This window comes from Pseudomonas sp. BF-RE-21 (assembly GCF_019947305.1).
Taxonomy (GTDB): Bacteria; Pseudomonadota; Gammaproteobacteria; order Pseudomonadales; family Pseudomonadaceae; genus Aquipseudomonas; species Aquipseudomonas migulae.
In genome coordinates, this window is the sequence record NZ_JAGYGF010000014.1 from 93,920 (window position 1) to 115,252 (window position 21,333).

Consider the following 21,333-nt stretch of genomic DNA (forward strand, 5'->3'; position numbering starts at 1 on the left):
CGGCTGATTTGAGGTTACACATCCCTGTGAATGTTGATTTGCACTGCCATAGCACGGCCTCCGATGGCGCCCTGGCGCCTGCGGTTCTGGTTGCGCGTGCGTTCGAGAAAGGCGTGCGAGTCCTGGCCTTGACCGATCACGACACCCTTGAAGGCCTCGATGAGGCCCGTAGCGCCGCAACGGCGCTGGGGATGCAACTGGTCAACGGCGTCGAGTTGTCCTGCACCTGGGGCGGCGCAACCATTCATGTGCTGGGCTACGGATTTGATGTCAATGCCGCGCCGTTGGTCGATGCCATCGCCAAGTTGCACGATGGCCGTTGGCTACGTTCCGAAGAAATAAGCCGCAAACTGGCGTTGAAGGGCATGCCGGGTGCGCTGGAGGGCGCCCGGGCGATTCAACAGGAACTGGGCGACAGCGGCAACGCGCCGGCCCGCCCGCACTTCGCTGACTGGATGGTGCGTGAAGGTTTCGTCAAGGATCGCGCCGAAGCGTTCCGCAAATGGCTGGGCGCCGGCAAGCTGGGGGACGTCAAGCAACACTGGCCGACCCTGGAAGAAACCGTCGAAACCCTGCGCGCCGCCAAAGCCTGGGTGAGCCTGGCGCATCCCTGGCACTACGATTTCACTCGCAGCAAGCGTCGCCGCCTGATTTCTGACTATATTCAAGCTGGGGGCCACGCTATCGAAGTGGTCAATGGCCATCAGCCCGCCGAGCAAGTGGGCAGCCTGGCGATTCTCGCCCGCGAGTTCGGTCTGCTGGTCAGCGCTGGCAGTGATTTTCATGGCCCTGGAGGCTGGTCCGAGATCGGTGAATACCGCCCGCTCCCGGAGGATCTGCCACCACTGTGGTGTCGATTCAAACATGACCCAATTATTGCCGCCGTCTGAACAGGTAGAGAATGTGAGTCAATTTTTCCAGATACATCCGGAAAACCCGCAAGCGCGCCTGATCAAACAGGCTGTCGAGATCATCCGCAACGGCGGGGTGGTGATTTATCCCACAGACTCTTCCTACGCCATTGGTTGCCAGATCGGCGACAAGAATGCCGTGGAGCGCGTGCGCCGGTTGCGTCAACTGGACGAGAAGCACAACTTCGCGCTGATTTGCTGCGACCTGTCGCAACTCGGGCTGTTCGCCAAGATCGACACCGGCACCTTCCGCGTGCTCAAGGCGCACCTGCCGGGGCCTTACACCTTCATTCTCAACGCCACCCGTGAAGTCCCGCGGCTGTTGTTGCACCCGAAAAAGCGCACCATCGGCCTGCGTGTGCCAAGCCATCCGATTGCCCTGGCGCTGCTGGAAGAACTCGGCGAACCGCTGATGAGCGTGACGCTGATCATGCCGGGCGACACCGACCCGCTGAGCGATCCTTACGAAATGCGCCAATTGCTCGAGCATCAAGTGGACCTGATCATCGACGGCGGTTTCGGTGGGATCAAGGCGTCCACAGTGATCAACCTCGCCGATGGCGAGCCGGAAGTGATCCGCGTCGGTTGCGGCGACCCGACGCCGTTCATGGCCGAGGCGTAAATGTCTGCAGTAGAACCCGTTATCGACAGTCAGGCCGGCGCCCAGCAAGAACTGCCTTTCGCCATGGTCTATGGCCAGGCGGTGCTGGAAATGCCGCTGGACCTGTACATTCCGCCGGATGCGCTCGAGGTTTTTCTCGAAGCCTTCGAAGGCCCCCTCGACCTGCTGCTGTACCTGATCCGCAAACAGAACATCAACATCCTCGACATCCCGGTGGCGGAAATCACCCGCCAGTACATGGGCTATGTCGAATTGATGCAGTCGGTGCGCCTGGAACTGGCCGCCGAGTACCTGGTGATGGCCGCGATGCTGGCCGAAATCAAATCGCGGATGCTGTTGCCTCGCGCCGAAACCATCGAAGACGAAGAAGACGATCCGCGCGCCGAACTGATCCGTCGCTTGCAGGAATACGAGCGCTTCAAGGCAGCCGCCGAAGGCATCGACGGCCTGAGCCGCGTCGGTCGTGATGTGGTGGTGCCCAAGCTGGATGCCCCGGAAGCACGGGCGCGCAAGCTGTTGCCGGATGTGAGTCTGTCCGAGTTGTTGATGTCCATGGCCGAGGTGCTGCGCCGTGGCGACATGTTCGAAAGCCACCAGGTCAGCCGCGAGGCGCTGTCCACGCGCGAGCGTATGAGCGACGTGCTGGAGCGGCTCAAGGGGGGCGGTTTCGTTCCCTTTGTCGAGCTGTTCACCGCTGAAGAAGGACGCCTGGGGGTGGTGGTGACCTTTATGGCGATCCTCGAACTGGTCAAGGAATCCTTGGTCGAGCTGGTGCAGAATGAGCCGTTCGCGGCGATCCACGTGCGAGCCCGAGCCGAATAACGAGTTGAATCATGAACCTGACTGAACCCCGCGAGCTGGCGCCACTGCTTGAAGCCTTTCTGTTGGCCTCGGGAAAACCGCAATCGCTTGAACGCCTGTTCGAACTCTTTGAGGAGGGCGAGCGGCCGGAACCGCCGGTTTTCAAAAAAGCCCTGACGATCCTGGCCAAGTCCTGCGAGGGCCGTGCGTTCGAGCTGAAGGAAGTCGCCTCCGGCTATCGCCTGCAGATCCGCGAAAAATTCTCGCCATGGGTCGGGCGTTTGTGGGAAGAGCGCCCGCAGCGGTATTCCCGCGCCATGCTCGAAACCATGGCCCTGATTGCCTATCGCCAGCCGATCACCCGTGGCGAGATCGAAGACGTGCGGGGCGTGGCGGTCAACAGTCACATCGTCAAGACGTTGCTGGAACGGGAGTGGATTCGCATCGTCGGTTATCGCGACGTGCCCGGTAAACCGGCGATGTTTGCGACGACGAAGGCGTTTCTCGATCATTTCAACCTGAAGAATCTTGACGATCTGCCGCCGCTCGCAGAACTGCGCGAGCTGGAGCCTGACCCGGTGCTCGACTTCGACGATGCGCCCGTGCCAGCCGGTTTGCAGGAACTGGCGGACGCCAGCGCCGAGCCGGAAGAGCCGAAAGAAGAAACCAGCTTCCATACGTTGTTGCTGGAGCTGGACACCATGGAGGAGGGGCTCAAGACCGACTTCGATGACATTTTGCGTGATGGCGAGATGAGCGTGACCGAAGAGGTTTTGGCGCAGCCGGAAGCGGTCATTGAGGCTGAGCTTCAAGTCGAACCAGAAGCCACCGTCGAAGAAGAACGGGAAGATGATGTGCTCGGTGTGGCTGAGGCGCGCGAAAAGCTCCTGGCCGCCGTCGCCGCGCTCGAACAGCCGAAACCCGAGCCCGAACCCGAGTTGTCCGACGAAGAAGCCGAAGCCCGGGCCCTCGCCGAAGCCATCGAAGCCGAACGCCGCGAGTTCGAAGACTGACCTCCGACCTCACAGACGATGAAATCCCTGTAGGAGCCGGCTTGCCGGCGATAGCGGTGGGTCAGTCGACACATTTAGTGCCTGACAGGACGCCATCGCCGGCAAGCCGGCTCCTACAGGGTTTGTGTTGGCTGGAGAGTTTGATGAGTTCAACCAAAGATCAGCGTCTGATCAACCTCGGTACCACCGGTCGGCGGAAATCCGGGTAACTGGCCATTCATCAGCTAGTCTCTGATGCGCAAACGCCGACATGAGCGTATGATTCGCGACCCTTCGGCGATCCCTTCGCCCAAGTACAAGCTTTCAACTCTTCAGGCAAAGCCTGAACAGACCACACCGGGAGGTGCCCAGATGAGTATCAACGACCAGAAAGACGACCAGGAAATCGGCCCAGCAGGCGAGAAACTGCAGAAAGTCCTCGCCCGTATCGGCGTCGGCTCGCGCCGTGACGTAGAAGCCTGGATCAGCCACGGCCGCATCAAGGTCAACGGCAAAGACGCCACCCTCGGGCAGCGCGTCGACATGCACGACGCCATCACCATCGATGGCAAGGTGATCAAGCGCGAAGAAGCCGCCGAGTCGGTACGCCGCGTGATCATGTACAACAAGCCCGACGGTGAAATCTGCACCCGCCTTGACCCGGAAGGCCGTCCGACCGTGTTCGACAAGATGCCACGGCCCAAAGAAGGTCGCTGGATCAACATCGGCCGTCTGGACATCAACACCACCGGCCTGCTGATGTTCACCACCGACGGTGAACTGGCCAACCGCCTGATGCACCCTTCCTACGAAATGGACCGTGAATACGCGGTACGTGTGCGTGGCGAAGTCGATGACGAGATGATCGAGCGTCTGAAGGCAGGCGTCGTCCTTGAAGACGGCCCGGCCAAGTTCACCGACATCAAGCAAGCGCCAGGTGGCGAAGGTTTCAACCACTGGTACCACTGCGTGGTGATGGAAGGTCGCAACCGCGAAGTTCGCCGTCTGTGGGAATCCCAGGGCCTGGTGGTCAGCCGTCTGAAGCGCGTGCGTTTCGGTCCGGTGTTCCTCAACTCCGACCTGCCGATGGGCCGCTGGCGCGAAATGAGCCAGTACGAAGTCGACATTCTGAGTGCGGAAGTGGGTCTGACGCCTGTGGCCATGCCGCAGATGAACGCCAAGAGCAAAGACAAGCTCGACCGTATGCAGCGTAAATCGTCGCGTCCGATGGGCAAGACCGAGCGCGTGCGTTCGTTGCGTCCTGCCATCGGTAACCAGTCCGCTGCTACACCGCGCGATACCCGTGAACCGCATATCGAAGGCGAGCGCCCGGCCCGCAAGCCAGCAGCGCCACGCGCCGACGGCGAGCGTGGTCCACGCACGCCGCGTCCGGCCAACGGTCGCACTGAGCGTGGCGAAGGCCGCGGTGCCCCTGCGGGTCGTGGTGAGTCAGGTCGCGGTACGCCAGTGGCGGATCGTCCATCGGACACCAAGCGCCCGGCCAAGCCAGCGCCAAAACGTCCGGGGATCAAGCTGGTCGAGGGTGACAAACCATCGGGCAAGCGCCGCGGCGCGCCAGCCGGTTCGGGCCAGCGTCCGGGCTTCGGTCGTCGCAAGCCTGAGTAAGGGCTGAGCGGCAGATGAAAAACGCCAACCTTCGGGTTGGCGTTTTTTTTGGCCCTGACTTAAGTGGTGAGTTGTCTGTGAATCCGTCTTCGCGGGCAAGCCTCGCTCCTACAGGTTCGGTGCCGTTTCCGCGAGCCGCGATACCTGTAGGAGCGAGGCTTGCCCGCGAAGGCGTCAGTGGGAGCACTGCCAAAGTCAGCGTGGAAAATAGGTGTTACGCCTCGTAAAGAAAACCTGACGATTTCTGCCGATTGGCCTCGCGAAACCACCCTCCGACGATAACCGTAAGAAATTTCTTCCGCTCTATGAGCCTTTAGACCTTTTTCAGCTCTCTGGCCCGCTTGTTTCAGCGGCTCCAGAAGGGTGTCATGCGCCCCATGCCTGTCGTGCAGGTGCATAACAAAAAGGAGGCGCAATGTACGCCGTGACTCATCTCCATCTCTCCCCGTGGGGCGGTTTTCCTATCGCTCACGCCGACGACCCGCAAAGGTCTGACTCTCTTTTTGCAGCCGCCCGAAACACTCGGGGCGGACACAGGCAATCCCGGCAACCGACGCGCTGATCCAGCGGTGTCTGGCAGCAGGGGGTTAGCGGTGTACAATGCGCCGCGTTTTACCTGTGACCTCCTGCGCACCTGCGCAAACCTCAAGGCTATCCGCCTTGTTCACTCCGCCGCGTCACGAGCGTGTCGGGTTCGATTTCGTCACAGATAAAAACAAACAGGTGACGCATGACCGTTGTAAATACGCTGAACTCCTGGTGCCTGCGCTGGGGTTTGATCGGCGCTGCTTAAAGTCGCAACCGAGCAGCAACGTCTATTGAACATCATCAAACCTTGCGTGAGACCCTTTTCATGAGTGGACAAAACTCGCATTCAGGCGAGCTGAAACGCGGCCTGAAGAATCGTCATATTCAACTGATCGCCCTCGGTGGCGCGATTGGTACCGGCCTGTTCCTCGGCTCGGCCGGTGTACTGAAATCCGCCGGCCCGTCGATGATCCTCGGCTACGCCATCTGCGGCTTCATTGCCTTCATGATCATGCGCCAGCTCGGCGAAATGATCGTCGAAGAGCCGGTGGCTGGTTCCTTCAGCCACTTCGCGCACAAATACTGGGGTGGTTTCGCCGGTTTCCTGTCGGGCTGGAACTGCTGGATCCTGTACATTCTGGTGGGCATGTCGGAGCTGACCGCCGTCGGCAAATACATCCACTACTGGGCACCGGACATCCCGACCTGGGTCTCGGCAGCCGGGTTCTTCGTGCTGATCAACCTCATTAACCTGGCCAACGTCAAAGTCTTTGGCGAGGCGGAGTTCTGGTTCGCGATCATCAAGGTCGTGGCGATCGTCGGCATGATTGCCCTGGGCAGCTATCTGCTGGTCAGCGGGCACGGCGGACCGGAAGCGTCGGTGACCAACCTGTGGTCCCACGGTGGTTTCTTCCCGAATGGCGTCAGTGGTCTGGTGATGGCCATGGCGATCATCATGTTCAGCTTCGGCGGCCTGGAAATGCTCGGCTTCACCGCAGCAGAAGCGGACAAACCGAAAACCGTGATCCCGAAAGCGATCAACCAGGTGATCTACCGGATCCTGATTTTCTACATCGGCGCACTGGTCATCCTGCTGTCGTTGACGCCATGGGACAGCCTGCTGGCGACCCTGAACGCCTCCGGCGATTCCTATAGCGGCAGCCCGTTCGTGCAAGTGTTCTCGATGCTCGGCAGCAACACCGCCGCGCACATCCTCAACTTCGTGGTGCTGACCGCGGCGTTGTCGGTGTACAACAGCGGCACCTACTGCAACAGCCGCATGCTGCTGGGCATGGCCGAGCAGGGCGATGCGCCGAAAGCCCTGGCGAAGATCGACAAGCGCGGCGTGCCGGTGCGTTCGATCCTCGCTTCGGCGGCAGTGACGCTGATTGCGGTGCTGTTGAACTACCTGATCCCGCAAAACGCGCTGGAACTGTTGATGTCGCTGGTGGTGGCCACGTTGGTGATCAACTGGGCGATGATCAGCTATTCGCACTTCAAGTTCCGCCAGCACATGAACAAGACCAAGCAGACGCCGCTGTTCAAGGCCCTGTGGTATCCGTACGGAAACTACATCTGCCTGGCGTTCGTGGTGTTCATCCTTGGCGTGATGCTGTTGATCCCGGGCATTCAGGTTTCGGTGTACGCGATTCCGGTGTGGGTCGTGTTCATGTGGATTTGCTACGGCATCAAGAACAAGCGCAGTGCTCAACAAACGTTGCAGGCTGCAGTGAAATAACGCAGCGTGCAGACACAACAAACCCGGCCATGTGCCGGGTTTGTTGTTTCTGGGGTACACACAAAACACCTGTGGGAGCGAGCCTGCTCGCGATAGCGGCAGGTCAGGCAATGATGATGTCGACTGACACGGCCTCATCGCCAGCAGGCTGGCTCCCACAGGGACGGTGCTAATCAAGGTATCCTGCGCACTCTGAATACGGACGCTTTTCCATGCTGGTGATTTCCAACAACGTGCATCTGCCGGATGCCGAGATCGAATTGACGGCCATCCGCGCCCAGGGCGCCGGTGGGCAGAACGTCAACAAGGTCTCCAGCGCCGTGCACTTGCGCTTCGACATTCCGGCCTCGTCCTTGCCCGAGTTCTACAAGGAGCGGCTGCTGGCGCTGCGTGACAGCCGCATCACCAGCGACGGCGTGTTGATCATCAAGGCCCAGCAATACCGCACGCAGGAGGCCAATCGCGCCGATGCGCTGGAGCGGCTGACCGAGTTGATCCTCAGCGCCACCAAGGTCGAAAAGAAACGCCGTCCGACCAAGCCGACCCTCGGCTCGAAGAAGCGTCGGCTCGAATCCAAGACCAAGCGCGGCAGCATCAAGGCCGGGCGCGGCAAGGTCGATTTCTAGCGGGCGTCTCGCTCTTCACGATATTTGGGCGCTTGCCTGTACAGGTAAACGCTCAGTGCCAAACCGCTCAAAGCGGCGATTGCGGCGAACAGGAAGATCGAAGCAAAACCAAATCCGGCGGCAATCGCGCCCGCCAACGGTCCGGTAATCCCCAGCGACAAATCGATGAACAGCGAATACGCGCCAACCGCAGCGCCACGGCTGGACGCTGGCACCAGATTGACCGCTTCCACGCCCAGCGCCGGGAACACCAGGGAAAAACCGAAACCGCTCAGCGCCGCGCCGGCCAAGGCCCAATGAGCATCCGGTGCCAGCCACAGCAGCAACAGCCCGAGGGTTTCCACCGACAGACAGGCAATCGCCACGCGAAAACCACCGAGGCGGTTGATCAGGTTGCCGAACAACAGCCGCGCGCCGATGAAGCTCGCGCCAAACAGGCTCAGGCACAACACCGCGTTGTCCCAATGTTGCGTGGCGTAATACAGGGTGATGAAGGTGGCGATGGTGCCGAAGCCGATCGAACCCAGCGCCAGGCCGCAACCGTGCGGCAGCACTCGACCCAGCACATGCATGAACGGCAATCGTTCCCCGGCCACGATGGGCGCGGCGGTTTTCGGCCAGGCCAGCGCCAGGCCCAGCACGGCCAGCAACACGATGCTCACGCCCATGCTCCACAAGCCCAACTGACTGACCAGCAACACGCCAAGCGGTGCGCCGACGGCGAGTGCGCCATAACTGGCGATGCCGTTCCACGAGATTACTTTGGCGGTGTTCGCCGCGCCGACCCGGCCGATGCCCCAGCCGATCGAGCCCGAGCCCACCAGGCTTTCCGCGCTGCCAAGCACCAGGCGGCCGATCAACAGGCTGATCAGGCTCAGCATCGGCAGGCTTTGGGTCCAGGCCGAAATCAGCATGAATACGCCGCTCAGGCCGCAACCGGCGAGGCCATACATGACCGCCAGTTTGCTGCCCTTGTTATCAATGATTTTCCCGGCGTATGGACGGCTGAGCAGGGTGGCCAGGTATTGCACGCTGATCACCAGGCCGGCGACTACGGCACCGAAACCCAGATCGCTGTGGACGTAGCCGGGCAATACGGCCAGGGGAATGCCGATGTTGAGGTAGCCGATAAAAGTGAACAGGACGATGGAAACGACTTGCAGCGTGACCGCCAGGGGGCGCTGGTTTTCAGACATGGGTAAAGGTCCACGGGAAAGCAGGATAGATAGGCTGCTTATGATAGCGGCGTGAGAGGCCGCGGGCGTGGAAAAGTAAAACTATTTGCCGGGTGGGGGGTGAATCAGGGTTTGGCGGGGGCGACCAGTTGTGTCGTGACCAGGGCGGCCAGGGCATTTTCTTCGCTGCCGAAACGGGCGAGCAATGCCGCTTGTTTCTCGGGGGGGAGGCGATTCCAGATCTCGATCATCTTCTCGGCGGTGCCGATCAGAACGCTGGCCTGGGTCTCGCTAAAGTCATCGGTCATGGTGTGCAACTCAAGGGTTCAGGCGGTGTGGAAAGCGCATGTTAGCGCTTTCCACACGGTCTGGCATTGCGGGTGTTTCAGTCTTCGCTGTCGGCCTGGCGGCGTTCAGTGGCTTCTTTCGGCTCGGGCTGTTGGGCGCCGGCTTGCTGCGTGGGTGTCTGCTCAGTTTCGTGCAGGCTTGGGAAGGGGAGATTAGGGATCTCGTGCATGTTTCGCGCTCCTCGCAAAGTCTGTTGATAGATCTGGTAGATCCGCGCTTTTACAAAGCCTGGGCAGGATACAGCAGGAGAAATGACAATCAGACTTTTATATCCAATTGTTACGACGGATGGGCTTGTCTAGACAGGTGTGGAAGAGGGCACACCGCAAAACAAATGTGGGAGCGAGCCTGCTCGCGATAGCGGAGTGTCAGTCAACGTCTATGTCGACTGATACACCGCTATCGCGAGCAGGCTCGCTCCCACAAGGGAACTACAGAGTTCTTGAGATTACTTGCAGACTTTGGCGATGGCTTCGGCCAGCAGATCAAGACGCGTCGCATCAATCCCCGCCACGTTTGCCCGGCCGGTACCGACCATGTAAACGCTGTGATGATCACGCAGCTGTTTAACCTGGTCAGGCGTCAATCCGGTGTAGGAAAACATGCCGCGTTGCACACCAATGTGCGCAAAGCGCTCGCGCAAGCCATGAGGCTCCAGCGCCTCGACCAGACCGCTGCGCAGTTGGGCGATACGCAAACGCATGGCTTCCACTTCGTCGGCCCAGAGGCTTTTCAGCTCTGGATCGCCGAGGATCGTTGCCACGACGGCGGCGCCGTGATCCGGTGGAGTCGACCACAGGTTACGGGCGATGTTGGCCAGTTGGCTGCGGATATCCACCAGTTTGTCAGCCGTCTTCGCGCAGACAATCAGCGCACCCGTGCGGTCGCGGTACAGGCCGAAGTTCTTCGAGCAGGAGCTGGTGATCAACACTTCCGGCAGTTCAGCAGCGAACAACCGGGTCGACCACGCATCCTGCTCCAGTCCGTCGCCGAAACCCTGATAGGCGAAGTCGATCAGCGGCACCAGATTACGACTGCGCACCACTTCCAGCACCCGGCGCCAGTCGTCATGGGACAGATCGAAACCGGTCGGGTTGTGGCAGCAAGCGTGCAGCAAAACCACATCGCCCTCAGGGGCTTCGTTGAGTGCTGCCAGCATCGCTTCAACATCGAGGCGGTTGTCGCTGCCGACATAAGGGTAGTGATTAACCTTGACCCCGGCCGTGGCGAAAATGGTTTCGTGAATCGGCCAGGTCGGGTTGCTCAACCACACGCCACGACCCGGCAGGCACTGGGCGATGAAGTCCGCGCTCAAGCGCAGCGCACCGGTGCCGCCCGGCGTCTGGGTGGCGCCGGCCCGTTGTTCGGCGATCAGCGCAGAATCGGCGCCGAGCACCAACTCGTTGATGGCTTTGCCGAACGCCGGTTCGCCGTGACCGCCGATGTAGGTCTTGGTGGTCTGGCGATCCACCAGGCGCTGCTCCGCAATCTTCACGGCCTGGGGAATCGGCGTCAGGCCAAAGGCGTCTTTATAGACGCCCACGCCAAGGTCGAATTTGCGCGGGTTGGGGTCCTGCGCATAGGCCTCCATTAGGCCGAGAATCGGGTCGCCGGGTACTCGACCTATGGCGTCGAAATGCATTATTTGCGGCCCTCGGCGTCCTTGGCCACTTCGTCAGTGCGCGCGGCCATGATGAAATCGTTGCGGTGCAGGCCTTTGATGGAGTGGCTCCACCAGGTCACGGTGACTTTGCCCCATTCGGTCAGCAGGCCCGGGTGGTGACCTTCAGCCTCGGAGATTTCACCGACGGCGTTGGTGAACGCCAGCGCGTGCTTGAAGTTCTTGAACAGGAAAACCTTTTCCAGCTGCATGACGCTGTCGCGGACTTCGATGTTCCAGTCCGGGATTTGCTTGATCAGTACCGGCAGCTCTTCGTCGCTGACCTGAGGGGCGTCGGCGCGGCAGGCTTCGCAATGGGCTTGGTTCAATGTGGACATGATGTGTTCCTGAATTCGAATGATTGGAAATCGGCCGTCAGTGCAACCACGCTAAACCAAAGCGTCGATTCCTGACAGGCTCACTTGATTCTAAAAGCTGCGGATCACGCGGCTTTCGGCGGAAATTTCGGTGCGTGCAAGCCCAGCTGCATGCCTTGCTTGACCATGCCCATGATGTCTTCGTGGGCGAGGTCGAACAGACGCTTGAGGTTCGGCAGGACGAAATACAACGGTTGCAGGATGTCGATGCGGTAAGGCGTGCGCATGCATTCCAATGGGTCGAAGGCCTGATGCTCAGGTTCGTCCGACAGGCTGTAAACGGTTTCTTTCGGCGAGGAAAGAATGCCGCCGCCGTAAATGCGCTGGCCTTCGGGGGTATCGACCAGGCCGAACTCGATGGTCATCCAGTACAGGCGCGCCAGGTACACGCGTTCTTCCTTGGAAGCCTTCAGGCCGAGTTTGCCGTAGGTGTGGGTGAATTCGGCGAACCAAGGGTTGGTCAGCAGCGGGCAGTGGCCAAAGATCTCGTGGAAAATGTCCGGCTCTTGCAGGTAATCCAGCTCTTCGCGGGTACGAATAAACGTCGCCACCGGAAACTGCTTGTTGGCCAGTAATTCAAAGAAGGTCTGGAAAGGAATCAGTGCGGGTACTCGGGCAACCTGCCAGCCGGTGGTTTCACCGAGGACTTTGTTGATTTCGCCGAGTTGCGGAATGCGGTCGTGGGGCAGGCCGAGTTTTTCGATACCGTCCAGGTATTCCTGGCACGCACGCCCTTCGATCACTTTCAGTTGGCGAGTGATCAGCGTGTTCCACACCGCGTGTTCTTCTGCGGGGTAGTCGATAAAACCTTGCGCATCGGGCTCGCGAGCCACGTACTGCGTCTGCTTCATGCTGCTCTCCTGCTAGGGGATTTCGTTCTTGTTATGTCCTGCTATGGACTTAGAAATACCTCAGGAATTGCGATGTTGCAGCACGTGTAAGCCGTCGCATGTAGGAAAATTCGTTGGTTTTCGTAAACTTTTCGTTACGGATTGGCGGCTGTGGCGCTGCGCATGAGTTTTTCGGGTTTGAAATGGCTCACAGGTGTCACATAATCTTGACGACTATCTGAGGGCGCCAACAGAAAATTTCCCCTGCGGCCCTCGATTGATTGGTAAACCGCTGTAGGTAGGAGCCGGCTTGCCGGCGATAGCGTTCTCAAGGACGCCATCGCCGGCAAGCCAGCTCCTACAGGGAGCGATCCATCGCCTTAATTTATCTTCGGGCCTTATATGCGTATCAAAGTCCACTGCCAGAACCGCATCGGCATCCTGCGCGACATTCTCAATTTGCTGGTCGAGTACGGGATCAACGTCGCTCGAGGTGAAGTGGGTGGCGAGCATGGCAACGCGATCTACCTGCATTGCCCGAACCTGATCAATATTCAGTTCCAGGCATTGCGTCCGAAATTCGAGTCGATTGCCGGGGTCTTTGGCGTCAAGCGTGTAGGCCTGATGCCGAGCGAGCGTCGGCACATGGAACTCAATGCTTTGCTCGGTGCTCTGGAATTTCCGGTGTTGTCGATCGACATGGGCGGCTCGATTGTCGCGGCTAACCGCGCGGCGGCGCAGTTGCTCGGCGTGCGTGTCGATGAGGTGCCGGGGATTCCCTTGTCGCGTTACGCCGAGGATTTCGATTTGCCGGAACTGGTGCGCGCCAACAAGTCGCGGATCAACGGGCTGCGGGTCAAGGTCAAGGGCGACGTGTTTCTGGCCGACATCGCGCCGCTGCAATCGGAGCATGACGACAGCGAGGCCATGGCCGGCGCGGTGCTGACGCTGCACCGTGCTGACCGGGTAGGGGAGCGCATTTACAACGTGCGCAAACAGGAACTGCGCGGGTTCGACAGCATCTTCCAAAGCTCGAAAGTGATGGCGGCGGTGGTGCGTGAAGCCCGGCGCATGGCACCGCTGGATGCGCCGCTATTGATAGAAGGCGAAACCGGCACCGGCAAGGAATTGCTGGCACGCGCCTGCCACCTGGCGAGCCCCCGGGGGCAGTCGCCGCTGATGGCGCTCAATTGCGCCGGCCTGCCGGAGTCCATGGCCGAGACTGAACTGTTCGGCTACGGCCCCGGTGCGTTTGAAGGCGCCCGTGCCGAAGGCAAGCTCGGGCTGTTGGAGCTGACGGCGGGCGGTACGCTGTTTCTCGATGGCGTGGGGGAAATGAGCCCACGCCTGCAGGTGAAATTACTCAGATTCCTGCAGGACGGATGCTTCCGTCGTGTAGGCAGTGATGAAGAGGTTTACCTCGATGTGCGAGTGATCTGTGCCACCCAGGTCGACCTGTCGGAATTGTGCGCGCGTGGCGAGTTTCGCCAGGATTTGTATCACCGTTTGAACGTGCTTTCGCTGCATATCCCGCCACTGCGCGAATGCCTGGATGGTTTGACGCCGTTGGTGGAGCACTTCCTTGATCAGGCCAGTCGGCAGATCGGTTGTCCTCTGCCGAAACTGGCGCCGGCGGCCATGGAGCGGCTCAGTCACTACCATTGGCCGGGCAACGTTCGGCAGTTGGAAAACGTGCTGTTCCAGGCGGTTTCGTTATGCGAGGGCGGGACGGTCAAGGCTGAACATATTCGCCTGCCGGATTATGGCGTGCGTCAGCCGCTTGGCGATTTTTCGCTTGAAGGCGGGCTGGATGAGATTGTCGGGCGGTTCGAGAAAGCGGTGCTGGAGCGTTTGTATTCGGAGCATCCGAGCAGTCGGCAACTGGGCAAGCGGTTAGGGGTTTCGCATACCACCATTGCCAACAAGTTGCGTGAGTATGAGGTTGGCAAGACTGAGTCCTAGCTGGCGTTTGCTGTGTTTGTTTTGGCCCCATCGCGAGCAGGGCTCGCTCCTACAGGGGATTGCATTCCAAATGTAGGAGCGAGCCCTGCTCGCGATAGCGGTATCCTGTTCAGCCTCAAGGCCAAGCCTTGCCACTTACCGGCATAACACCGCCGGTTTTTCGTCTTTGACACATTCCCCCATTTCCCCCTGAACCCTCCAAGTCCTTTGTTTGCCGGGCTCCGCGCCGCCAGAAAAAAGTTGGTCTGCAAATTGCTTATCGCTCAGCAGTACAGCGGTGGGCGGCAAACGTCCGGCATGCAGAGGAAAGAGTGTGGACAAGTACCTTTATGTGGCAATGACCGGCGCCAGCCAGAATGCACTGGCGCAGAAGGCTCATGCGAACAACCTGGCGAACATCTCCACCAACGGCTTCCAGAAAGACCTGGAGCAGGCGCGTTCGATGCCGGTATTCGGTGACAGCTTTCCGGCGCGTGCGTTTGCGATGTCCGAACGCCCGGCCACCGACTTCTCCGCGGGCTCTCTGGTACAAACCGGTCGCGACCTCGACGTCGCGGTGCAGGGCAACGGCTGGATCGCGGTGCAGAACCCCGACGGCGGTGAAAGCTACGTGCGCACCGGCAGTCTGAACGTTGACGCTCTGGGCGTATTGCGGGCCGGCAACGGCATGCCGGTGATGGGCAATGGCGGGCCGATTTCCGTGCCGCCCGAGCAGCAAATCGAAGTGGGTGAAGACGGCACCGTCAGCATTCGTGCGATGGGCGAAGGCCCACGAGTGATGGCTGAAGTCGACCGCATCAAGCTGGTCAACCCGGATTTCAAGAACATGACCAAAGGCCTGGACGGTTCGATCCACACCAAGGATGGCAAGCCGGCGCAAGCCGATGCCAACGTCAAACTGGTGTCCGGGTTCCTGGAGTCGAGCAACGTCAATGCCGTGGAAGAGATGACTTCGGTACTGGCGCTGGCCAAGCAGTTCGAGCTGCACATCAAGATGATGAACACCGCCAAAGACGATGACCAGGCCATGGCTCGGGTCTTGCAGATCAGCTAATTATCAGAACGTCGCGCCGTAAAACAGGCGCACGAGGAGAATCGAATGCTTCCGGCTCTATGGGTTGCCAAAACAGGTCTGTCCGCCCAGGACACCAACCTGACCACCATTTCCAACAACCTGGCGAACGTGTCGACCACGGGTTTCAAACGTGATCGCGCCGAGTTCCAGGACCTGCTGTACCAGATCAAACGCCAGCCAGGCGCCCAGTCGACCCAGGACAGCGAACTGCCGTCGGGTCTGCAATTGGGTACCGGTGTGCGCATTGTCGGCACCCAGAAAAACTTCAACGCCGGTAGCCTGCAAACTACCGAGCAGCCGTTGGACATGGCCATCGACGGTCGGGGTTTCTTCCAGATCCTGCAACCGGACGGCACCACGTCCTACACCCGTGACGGTACGTTCCACCTCGACTCCAACGGCCAGATCGTGAACGCCAACGGCTTCGCCCTCGAGCCGGCCATTGTCATTCCGAACGACGCGCAGACCTTCACGGTCGGTCGCGACGGCACCGTGTCCATCACCATTGCCGGCAACCCGGCATCCCAGGTGATCGGCAACCTGCAAACCGCCGACTTCATCAACCCGGCCGGCCTGCAAGCCGTGGGTAACAACCTGTTCCTGGAAACCGCTGCCAGCGGCGCGCCGCAAGTCGGCACGCCAGGCCTGGCCGGTTTCGGTACCACGCTGCAGAACACCCTGGAAACTTCCAACGTCAGCACCGTTGAAGAGATGGTCAACATGATCACCACTCAGCGCGCCTACGAGATGAACTCCAAGGTGATCTCCACCGCCGACCAGATGCTCTCGTTCGTAACGCAGAATCTGTAATCAAGTCTATGAGGCGGTCATGAGGCCGCCTGCAACACCGTGAGGTAGGGTCATGAATCGCTTTGTATCTGTCCTGGCACTGAGTGGCGTCGTCGCGCTGGCGGGTTGCGTCGGTCCGACGCCCAAGCCCAATGACCCTTACTACGCCCCGGTGTTGCCGCGTACGCCATTGCCGGCTGCCGCGAACAACGGCTCGATCTACCAGGCCGGTTTCGAACAGAACCTGTACAGCGACCGCAAGGCGTTCCGGGTCGGTGACATCATTACCATCACCCTGAACGAAAAAACCCAGGCCAGTAAAAACGCCAACTCGCAAGTGGCCAAGAACAGCAAGGCCGGCATTGGCCTGACGTCGTTGTTCGGTGTGGTGCCCAACACTAACAACCCATTCAATGAGAATGATCTGACACTGAATGCGAGTTACAGCGGCGACCGCGCGACCAAGGGCGACAGCAAGGCAGGGCAGGGCAACAGCCTGACCGGTTCGATCACCGTGACCGTCGCCGACGTCTTGCCCAACGGCATCATTGCCGTGCGCGGCGAGAAGTGGATGACCCTCAATACCGGTGATGAACTGGTACGGATCGCCGGCCTGGTCCGGGCCGATGACATCGCGACCGACAACACGGTTTCGTCAACGCGCATCGCCGATGCACGCATCACCTATTCGGGCACCGGTTCGTTTGCCGATGCGAGTCAGCCAGGCTGGTTCGACCGTTTCTTCCTCAGCCCGCTGTTCCCTTTCTAGGTGGTCACGTTGAATTTCAAACACCTGATGGTGGCTGCGTTCCTGATGTCCGCAGCCTTCGGTGCTCAGGCCGAGCGGCTGAAGGATATCGCCAGTATTTCCGGCGTACGTTCCAACCAATTGATCGGCTACGGCCTGGTGGTCGGGCTCAACGGTACCGGCGACCAGACGACGCAGACGCCGTTCACCCTGCAAACCTTCAACAACATGCTCTCGCAGTTCGGCATCAAGGTGCCGCCCGGTTCGGGCAACGTGCAGTTGAAGAACGTCGCGGCGGTATCGATCAGTGCCGACTTGCCGGCCTTCGCCAAACCGGGTCAGCAGGTGGACATTACCGTGTCCTCCATCGGTAACTCCAAGAGCCTGCGCGGCGGCACCTTGCTGCTGACGCCGCTCAAGGGTATCGACGGCAACGTTTACGCGGTCGCCCAGGGCAACCTGGTCGTCGGCGGTTTTGATGCTGAAGGTCGTGACGGTTCGAAGATCACCGTCAACGTTCCGTCGGCCGGTCGCATCCCGGGTGGTGCGTCGGTCGAGCGTTCGGTGCCGAGCGGTTTCAACCAGGGCAACAGCCTGACGTTGAACCTCAACCGTTCCGACTTCACCACCGCCAAGCGCATCGTCGACAAGATCAATGACATGCTCGGCCCTGGCGTTGCCCAGGCCATCGACGGCGGTTCGATTCGCGTCAGTGCGCCACTGGATCCGGGCCAGCGCGTCGACTATCTGTCGATCATCGAGAACCTTGAAGTCGATCCGGGTCAGGCGGTGGCGAAAGTCATCATCAACTCCCGCACCGGCACCATCGTGATCGGCCAGAACGTCAAGGTGTCCCCGGCCGCCGTGACTCACGGCAGCCTGACCGTGACCATTACCGAAGACCCGATCGTCAGCCAGCCCGGCCCTCTGTCCAATGGTCAGACCGCTGTTGTGCCGCGCTCGCGGGTCAACGCCCAGCAGGAAGCCAAGCCGATGTTCAAGTTCGGCCCGGGCACCACCCTCGACGAGATCGTGCGTGCGGTGAACCAGGTCGGCGCGGCGCCAGGCGACTTGATGGCAATCCTTGAAGCACTGAAACAGGCCGGCGCGTTGCAAGCCGACCTGATCGTGATCTGAGGCTGGCGACCATGGATATGCACAAGAGTGGTCTGGTCAGCAGCGCCGATTCGGGGTCCTATTCGGACCTCAATCGTCTGAATCAGCTCAAGGTCGGCGACAAGAACAGTGACGAAAACCTGCGCAAAGTGGCGCAGGAATTCGAGTCGCTGTTCCTCGGTGAAATGCTCAAGTCCATGCGCAAGGCGACCGACACGCTGGCCGAGGGCAATCCGCTCAACACGCCGGCGGCCAAGCAGTACCAGGAAATGTACGACCAGCAGTTGGCCGTTTCCATGTCCCGCGAGGGCGGCGGTATTGGTCTGGCGGACGTGCTGATGCGCCAGATGTCGAAGAACAAACCATTGGCACCGGGCGAAGCGGCAACGCTGTCGGCGGCCAAGCAGGAAGCGGCAAAAGCAGCGGTGCAGACGCCGGTGGCGGCGGGCACGGTCGGGACCAACGGGCCGCTGTCGCGAGTCAATGGCCAGCGCCCGTTGTGGGCTTCGCGCTCGATCAGCGCTCCACAGGCGGCAGGCGAGGGCGCACATCGCAACGACATGGCGCTGATCAATCAGCGGCGCCTGGCGTTGCCACCGAAACTGGCTGACCGCTTGCTGGCGGGCTTGGTGCCTTCGGCGACGACGGCCGCCGCGCCGCTCAATAACACTCGATTGGCAGAGCGCACCACGCCGACCGGTTCGGGGCCTTTGTTCAACGGTGACTGGCTGGCGACTGCGCAAGCATCAGCGAACGCCGGCTTGCAGATTCATGGTCGTGCCATCGCTCAGATACCGTTGGCACCGGCGAAAAAAGCCTTCAGTTCTGCCGACCAGTTCGTCAACACCATGTTGCCGATGGCCAAGGAAGCCGCCGAGCGCATCGGCGTCGATCCGCGTTACCTGGTGGCTCAAGCGGCGCTGGAAACCGGCTGGGGCAAATCGGTCATGCGCGCACAGGATGGCAGCAGCAGCCACAACCTGTTCGGCATCAAGGCCAGCAGCAGCTGGAAGGGCGATTCGGCGCGGGCGATCACCAGCGAATTCCGAAATGGCGCGATGGTCAAGGAGACGGCCGAGTTCCGTTCCTATGGCTCTTACAAGGACAGCTTCCATGACCTTGTGACTTTGTTGCAAACCAACAATCGCTATCAAGATGTCGTGAAGTCGGCCGATAACCCAGAACAGTTTGTACGCGAGTTGCAAAAGGCCGGTTACGCAACCGACCCGGACTACGCGAGCAAGATTTCGCAGATAGCCAAGCAGATGACGAGTTACCAGAACTACGCTGCGGCGGGCGTTTCCACCACGCCTTTATAGGCACAAGGATTAAGGTCGAACCATGAGTTTGCTCAATATCGGGATGTCGGGTCTGGCCGCTGGCCAATCCTCGTTGATGACCACCGGCAACAACATTGCCAACGTCGACACCGCCGGGTACTCGCGCCAGCAAACAGTGCAGGGCACCAAGGCCTCGCAGCAGTTCGGCAATGTCTACATCGGCACCGGCACGACCCTGGCCGATGTACGTCGCGTGTACAACAGCTACCTCGATGCGCAGTTGCAGACCACCACCTCGCTCAACAGCGATTCGGCCGCCTACCTGAATCAGGTCACGCCGCTGGACAAATTGCTCTCCGACACCAGCACCGGCCTGAACGGCGCACTGACCAAGTTTTTTGCCTCGGTGCAGAACGTCAACGCCAAGCCGGGTGACGACGCGTCCCGCCAGTTGCTGCTCAGCGATGCCCAGGCCTTGAGCAACCGTTTCAACTCGGTCTCCGCGCAGTTGACCCAGCAGAATGCCAATATCAACGGCAACCTGACGAACATGGCGGATCAGGTCAACAAGCTGGCCGCTACCGTGGCGCAGTTGAACCAGAAGATCTCCGAGGTTTCCAGTTCCGGCGGCATGCCGAACGAGCTGCTCGACGCCCGTAACGAAACCGTGCGCCAGCTGGCGACCTTCACCGGTGCGCAAGTGGTGGAGCGTGAAGGCAATCTCGACATTTACCTGGGCAGCGGTCAGCCGCTGGTCATGGGTAACACGGTCAACAAACTTGAAGTGGTACCGGGCAAAGACGATCCGGGCCGCTTGTCGCTGCAACTCAATCGCGGTTCGAGCACCATTGATATCACCGCGATCATGACCGGCGGCGAAATCGGCGGGTTGCTGCGTTATCGCAGCACCGTGCTGGACCCGGCCATGAACGAATTGGGTCGTGTGGCCCTGGTCGTCGCCGACCAGATGAACAGCCTTCAGGCCCAGGGCATCGACAAGAACGGCGCCTTCGGTTCGAACCTGTTCAATAACATCAACTCGGCCAAGCTGGTCTCTGAACGCAGCGTCGCCAGCCTGAACAACGTGGGCACCGGTAACTTTGATGTGAGCATCAAGGACACTGGCAAGCTGACCATCAACGATTACAAGGTCACGTTCACCACCGCGACCGATTACACCGTGCAGCGCCTGCCGGACAACACGCCGATGGGCTCCTTCAGCACGGTAGCGCCGGCAACGGCACCGGTCATCGACGGCGTCGAGATGAAGTTCAACGCGGCTTCTGCCACGGCGGGCGACACCTTCAGGATCACCCCGACCCGCGATGCTGCGGCGAACATCAAGACCGAGATGACCGACTCCAAGCGTCTGGCCATCGCGGCACCGCTGGGCGCGGCGATTGCAGCGAGCGGCAGTGGCAGCGGCACCCTGACGATTCCGGCCAGCGGTCAACCGACCCTGACCACCAAGTTCGACATCTACGACGCGGCGACCACCACCGCGATGCAGAACGGCCTGAAAAACTCCACGCCGACCAAGGTGGTATTTGGTGCGGTGTCCGCCGATGGCACCAGCCAGACCTACCAGTTCCTGGATGCCAAGGGCGCGCTGATCAGCGGCGGGACCATCAAGCCAGGTGAGACCAATACCCTGAACCTGAGCATTCCGCTCACGGATGCCGCGGGTGCACCGATCCCGGCTCCGCCCGCGACTCAGTACGCCGCGGCCTTCAGCATGACCATCGCCGGTGCCCCAAGCAGCGGCGCGGCGATCAACGTCTCGCTCACTCAGCCGGGCAGCCTGGACAACCGTAACGGCACCGCACTGGCTGGCTTGCAGACCGCGAAGACCGTGGACACCGGTTCGGCCAGCAAAGGCATTTCCCTGAACGACGCTTACGGCAAACTGGTCGAGGGCGTGGGTTCCAAGGCTGCACAGGGCAAGCTCGACAGCGCGGCGACCGAAGCCATCCTGGCGAACGCCAAGGGTGCGCGCGACTCGCTCTCGGGTGTCGACCTCGATGAGGAAACCGGCAACCTGGTCAAATATCAGCAGTACTACACCGCGTCTTCGCAGATCATCAAGGCTGCGCAGGAAATCTTCAGCACACTGATCAACAGTCTTTAAG

20 protein-coding genes are annotated in these 21,333 nt (G+C 60.4%); 14 read left to right on the forward strand and 6 right to left on the reverse strand.

Going from position 1 to position 21,333, the window contains the following annotated elements:
- Window positions 1-26 precede the first annotated feature (26 nt).
- The 7 genes from KGB25_RS12660 to arfB all read left to right on the forward strand — a co-directional run bounded on the left by KGB25_RS12660 (window position 27) and on the right by arfB (window position 7,844).
- A complete protein-coding gene (locus KGB25_RS12660) occupies window positions 27-890 on the forward strand; it encodes a PHP domain-containing protein (protein ID WP_008030458.1) in 864 nt (287 codons plus the stop codon).
- Between the two features lie 13 nt (window positions 891-903).
- Window positions 904-1,533, forward strand: coding sequence for an L-threonylcarbamoyladenylate synthase (locus KGB25_RS12665; RefSeq protein ID WP_032832737.1), 630 nt, complete (start codon window positions 904-906; stop codon window positions 1,531-1,533).
- Between the two features lie 63 nt (window positions 1,534-1,596).
- The gene (locus KGB25_RS12670) at window positions 1,597-2,355 is read left to right on the forward strand and encodes a segregation and condensation protein A (RefSeq protein WP_404943248.1); all 759 of its coding nucleotides are present in this window, start codon (window positions 1,597-1,599) and stop codon (window positions 2,353-2,355) included.
- A gap of 11 nt (window positions 2,356-2,366) precedes the next feature.
- A complete protein-coding gene (gene scpB / locus KGB25_RS12675) occupies window positions 2,367-3,347 on the forward strand; it encodes an SMC-Scp complex subunit ScpB (protein WP_223435086.1) in 981 nt (326 codons plus the stop codon).
- Window positions 3,348-3,698: 351 nt separating this feature from the next.
- Window positions 3,699-4,952, forward strand: coding sequence for a 23S rRNA pseudouridine(2605) synthase RluB (rluB, locus tag KGB25_RS12680; protein ID WP_008030465.1), 1,254 nt, complete (start codon window positions 3,699-3,701; stop codon window positions 4,950-4,952).
- An 853-nt stretch (window positions 4,953-5,805) separates the two neighbouring features.
- Complete coding sequence (locus KGB25_RS12685; RefSeq protein ID WP_008042687.1) at window positions 5,806-7,218, forward strand: amino acid permease; 1,413 nt, start codon at window positions 5,806-5,808, stop codon at window positions 7,216-7,218.
- A 212-nt stretch (window positions 7,219-7,430) separates the two neighbouring features.
- Window positions 7,431-7,844 carry an alternative ribosome rescue aminoacyl-tRNA hydrolase ArfB gene (gene arfB / locus KGB25_RS12690; protein ID WP_003222786.1) on the forward strand — a complete coding sequence of 138 codons (414 nt, stop codon included), beginning with the start codon at window positions 7,431-7,433 and terminating at the stop codon, window positions 7,842-7,844.
- Here the strand turns inward: arfB and KGB25_RS12695 are convergent.
- From KGB25_RS12695 to phhA, 6 genes are all read right to left on the reverse strand, one after another.
- Window positions 7,841-9,040, reverse strand: coding sequence for an MFS transporter (locus KGB25_RS12695; protein ID WP_192226000.1), 1,200 nt, complete (start codon window positions 9,038-9,040; stop codon window positions 7,841-7,843). The genes arfB and KGB25_RS12695 overlap by 4 nt on opposite strands.
- Before the next feature lie 104 nt (window positions 9,041-9,144).
- Entirely contained in the window at window positions 9,145-9,327 is a 183-nt protein-coding gene (locus KGB25_RS12700) for a hypothetical protein (protein WP_207285383.1), read from the reverse strand.
- Window positions 9,328-9,404: 77 nt separating this feature from the next.
- Entirely contained in the window at window positions 9,405-9,536 is a 132-nt protein-coding gene (locus KGB25_RS30395; RefSeq protein ID WP_008030474.1) for a hypothetical protein, read from the reverse strand.
- Window positions 9,537-9,815: 279 nt separating this feature from the next.
- A complete protein-coding gene (locus KGB25_RS12705) occupies window positions 9,816-11,009 on the reverse strand; it encodes an amino acid aminotransferase (RefSeq protein WP_225609762.1) in 1,194 nt (397 codons plus the stop codon).
- A complete protein-coding gene (locus KGB25_RS12710) occupies window positions 11,009-11,365 on the reverse strand; it encodes a 4a-hydroxytetrahydrobiopterin dehydratase (RefSeq protein ID WP_008030478.1) in 357 nt (118 codons plus the stop codon). The genes KGB25_RS12705 and KGB25_RS12710 overlap by 1 nt, the downstream gene beginning before the upstream one ends.
- Before the next feature lie 104 nt (window positions 11,366-11,469).
- Entirely contained in the window at window positions 11,470-12,255 is a 786-nt protein-coding gene (gene phhA / locus KGB25_RS12715; RefSeq protein ID WP_223435087.1) for a phenylalanine 4-monooxygenase, read from the reverse strand.
- A gap of 381 nt (window positions 12,256-12,636) precedes the next feature.
- Here phhA and KGB25_RS12720 point away from each other — a divergent pair, with 381 nt between their 5' ends.
- The 7 genes from KGB25_RS12720 (at window position 12,637) to flgK (ending at window position 21,332) form a co-directional block, all read left to right on the forward strand.
- Window positions 12,637-14,196 (forward strand): sigma-54-dependent transcriptional regulator, encoded by a 1,560-nt coding sequence (locus KGB25_RS12720; protein ID WP_111451850.1) that lies wholly within the window; start codon window positions 12,637-12,639, stop codon window positions 14,194-14,196.
- Between the two features lie 313 nt (window positions 14,197-14,509).
- Window positions 14,510-15,250 carry a flagellar basal body rod protein FlgF gene (locus KGB25_RS12725; RefSeq protein ID WP_008030482.1) on the forward strand — a complete coding sequence of 247 codons (741 nt, stop codon included), beginning with the start codon at window positions 14,510-14,512 and terminating at the stop codon, window positions 15,248-15,250.
- A gap of 45 nt (window positions 15,251-15,295) precedes the next feature.
- On the forward strand, window positions 15,296-16,081 hold the full coding sequence (gene flgG, locus KGB25_RS12730; protein WP_008042682.1) for a flagellar basal-body rod protein FlgG: 786 nt from the start codon (window positions 15,296-15,298) through the stop codon (window positions 16,079-16,081).
- Window positions 16,082-16,133: 52 nt separating this feature from the next.
- Window positions 16,134-16,829, forward strand: a complete 696-nt coding sequence (gene flgH / locus KGB25_RS12735; protein ID WP_008042681.1) for a flagellar basal body L-ring protein FlgH — start codon at window positions 16,134-16,136, stop codon at window positions 16,827-16,829.
- A 27-nt stretch (window positions 16,830-16,856) separates the two neighbouring features.
- Window positions 16,857-17,945, forward strand: a complete 1,089-nt coding sequence (locus KGB25_RS12740) for a flagellar basal body P-ring protein FlgI (protein ID WP_032832736.1) — start codon at window positions 16,857-16,859, stop codon at window positions 17,943-17,945.
- Window positions 17,946-17,956: 11 nt separating this feature from the next.
- Complete coding sequence (gene flgJ / locus KGB25_RS12745; RefSeq protein WP_223435088.1) at window positions 17,957-19,243, forward strand: flagellar assembly peptidoglycan hydrolase FlgJ; 1,287 nt, start codon at window positions 17,957-17,959, stop codon at window positions 19,241-19,243.
- A gap of 22 nt (window positions 19,244-19,265) precedes the next feature.
- On the forward strand, window positions 19,266-21,332 hold the full coding sequence (gene flgK / locus KGB25_RS12750) for a flagellar hook-associated protein FlgK (RefSeq protein ID WP_008042677.1): 2,067 nt from the start codon (window positions 19,266-19,268) through the stop codon (window positions 21,330-21,332).
- Window position 21,333 lies beyond the last annotated feature (1 nt).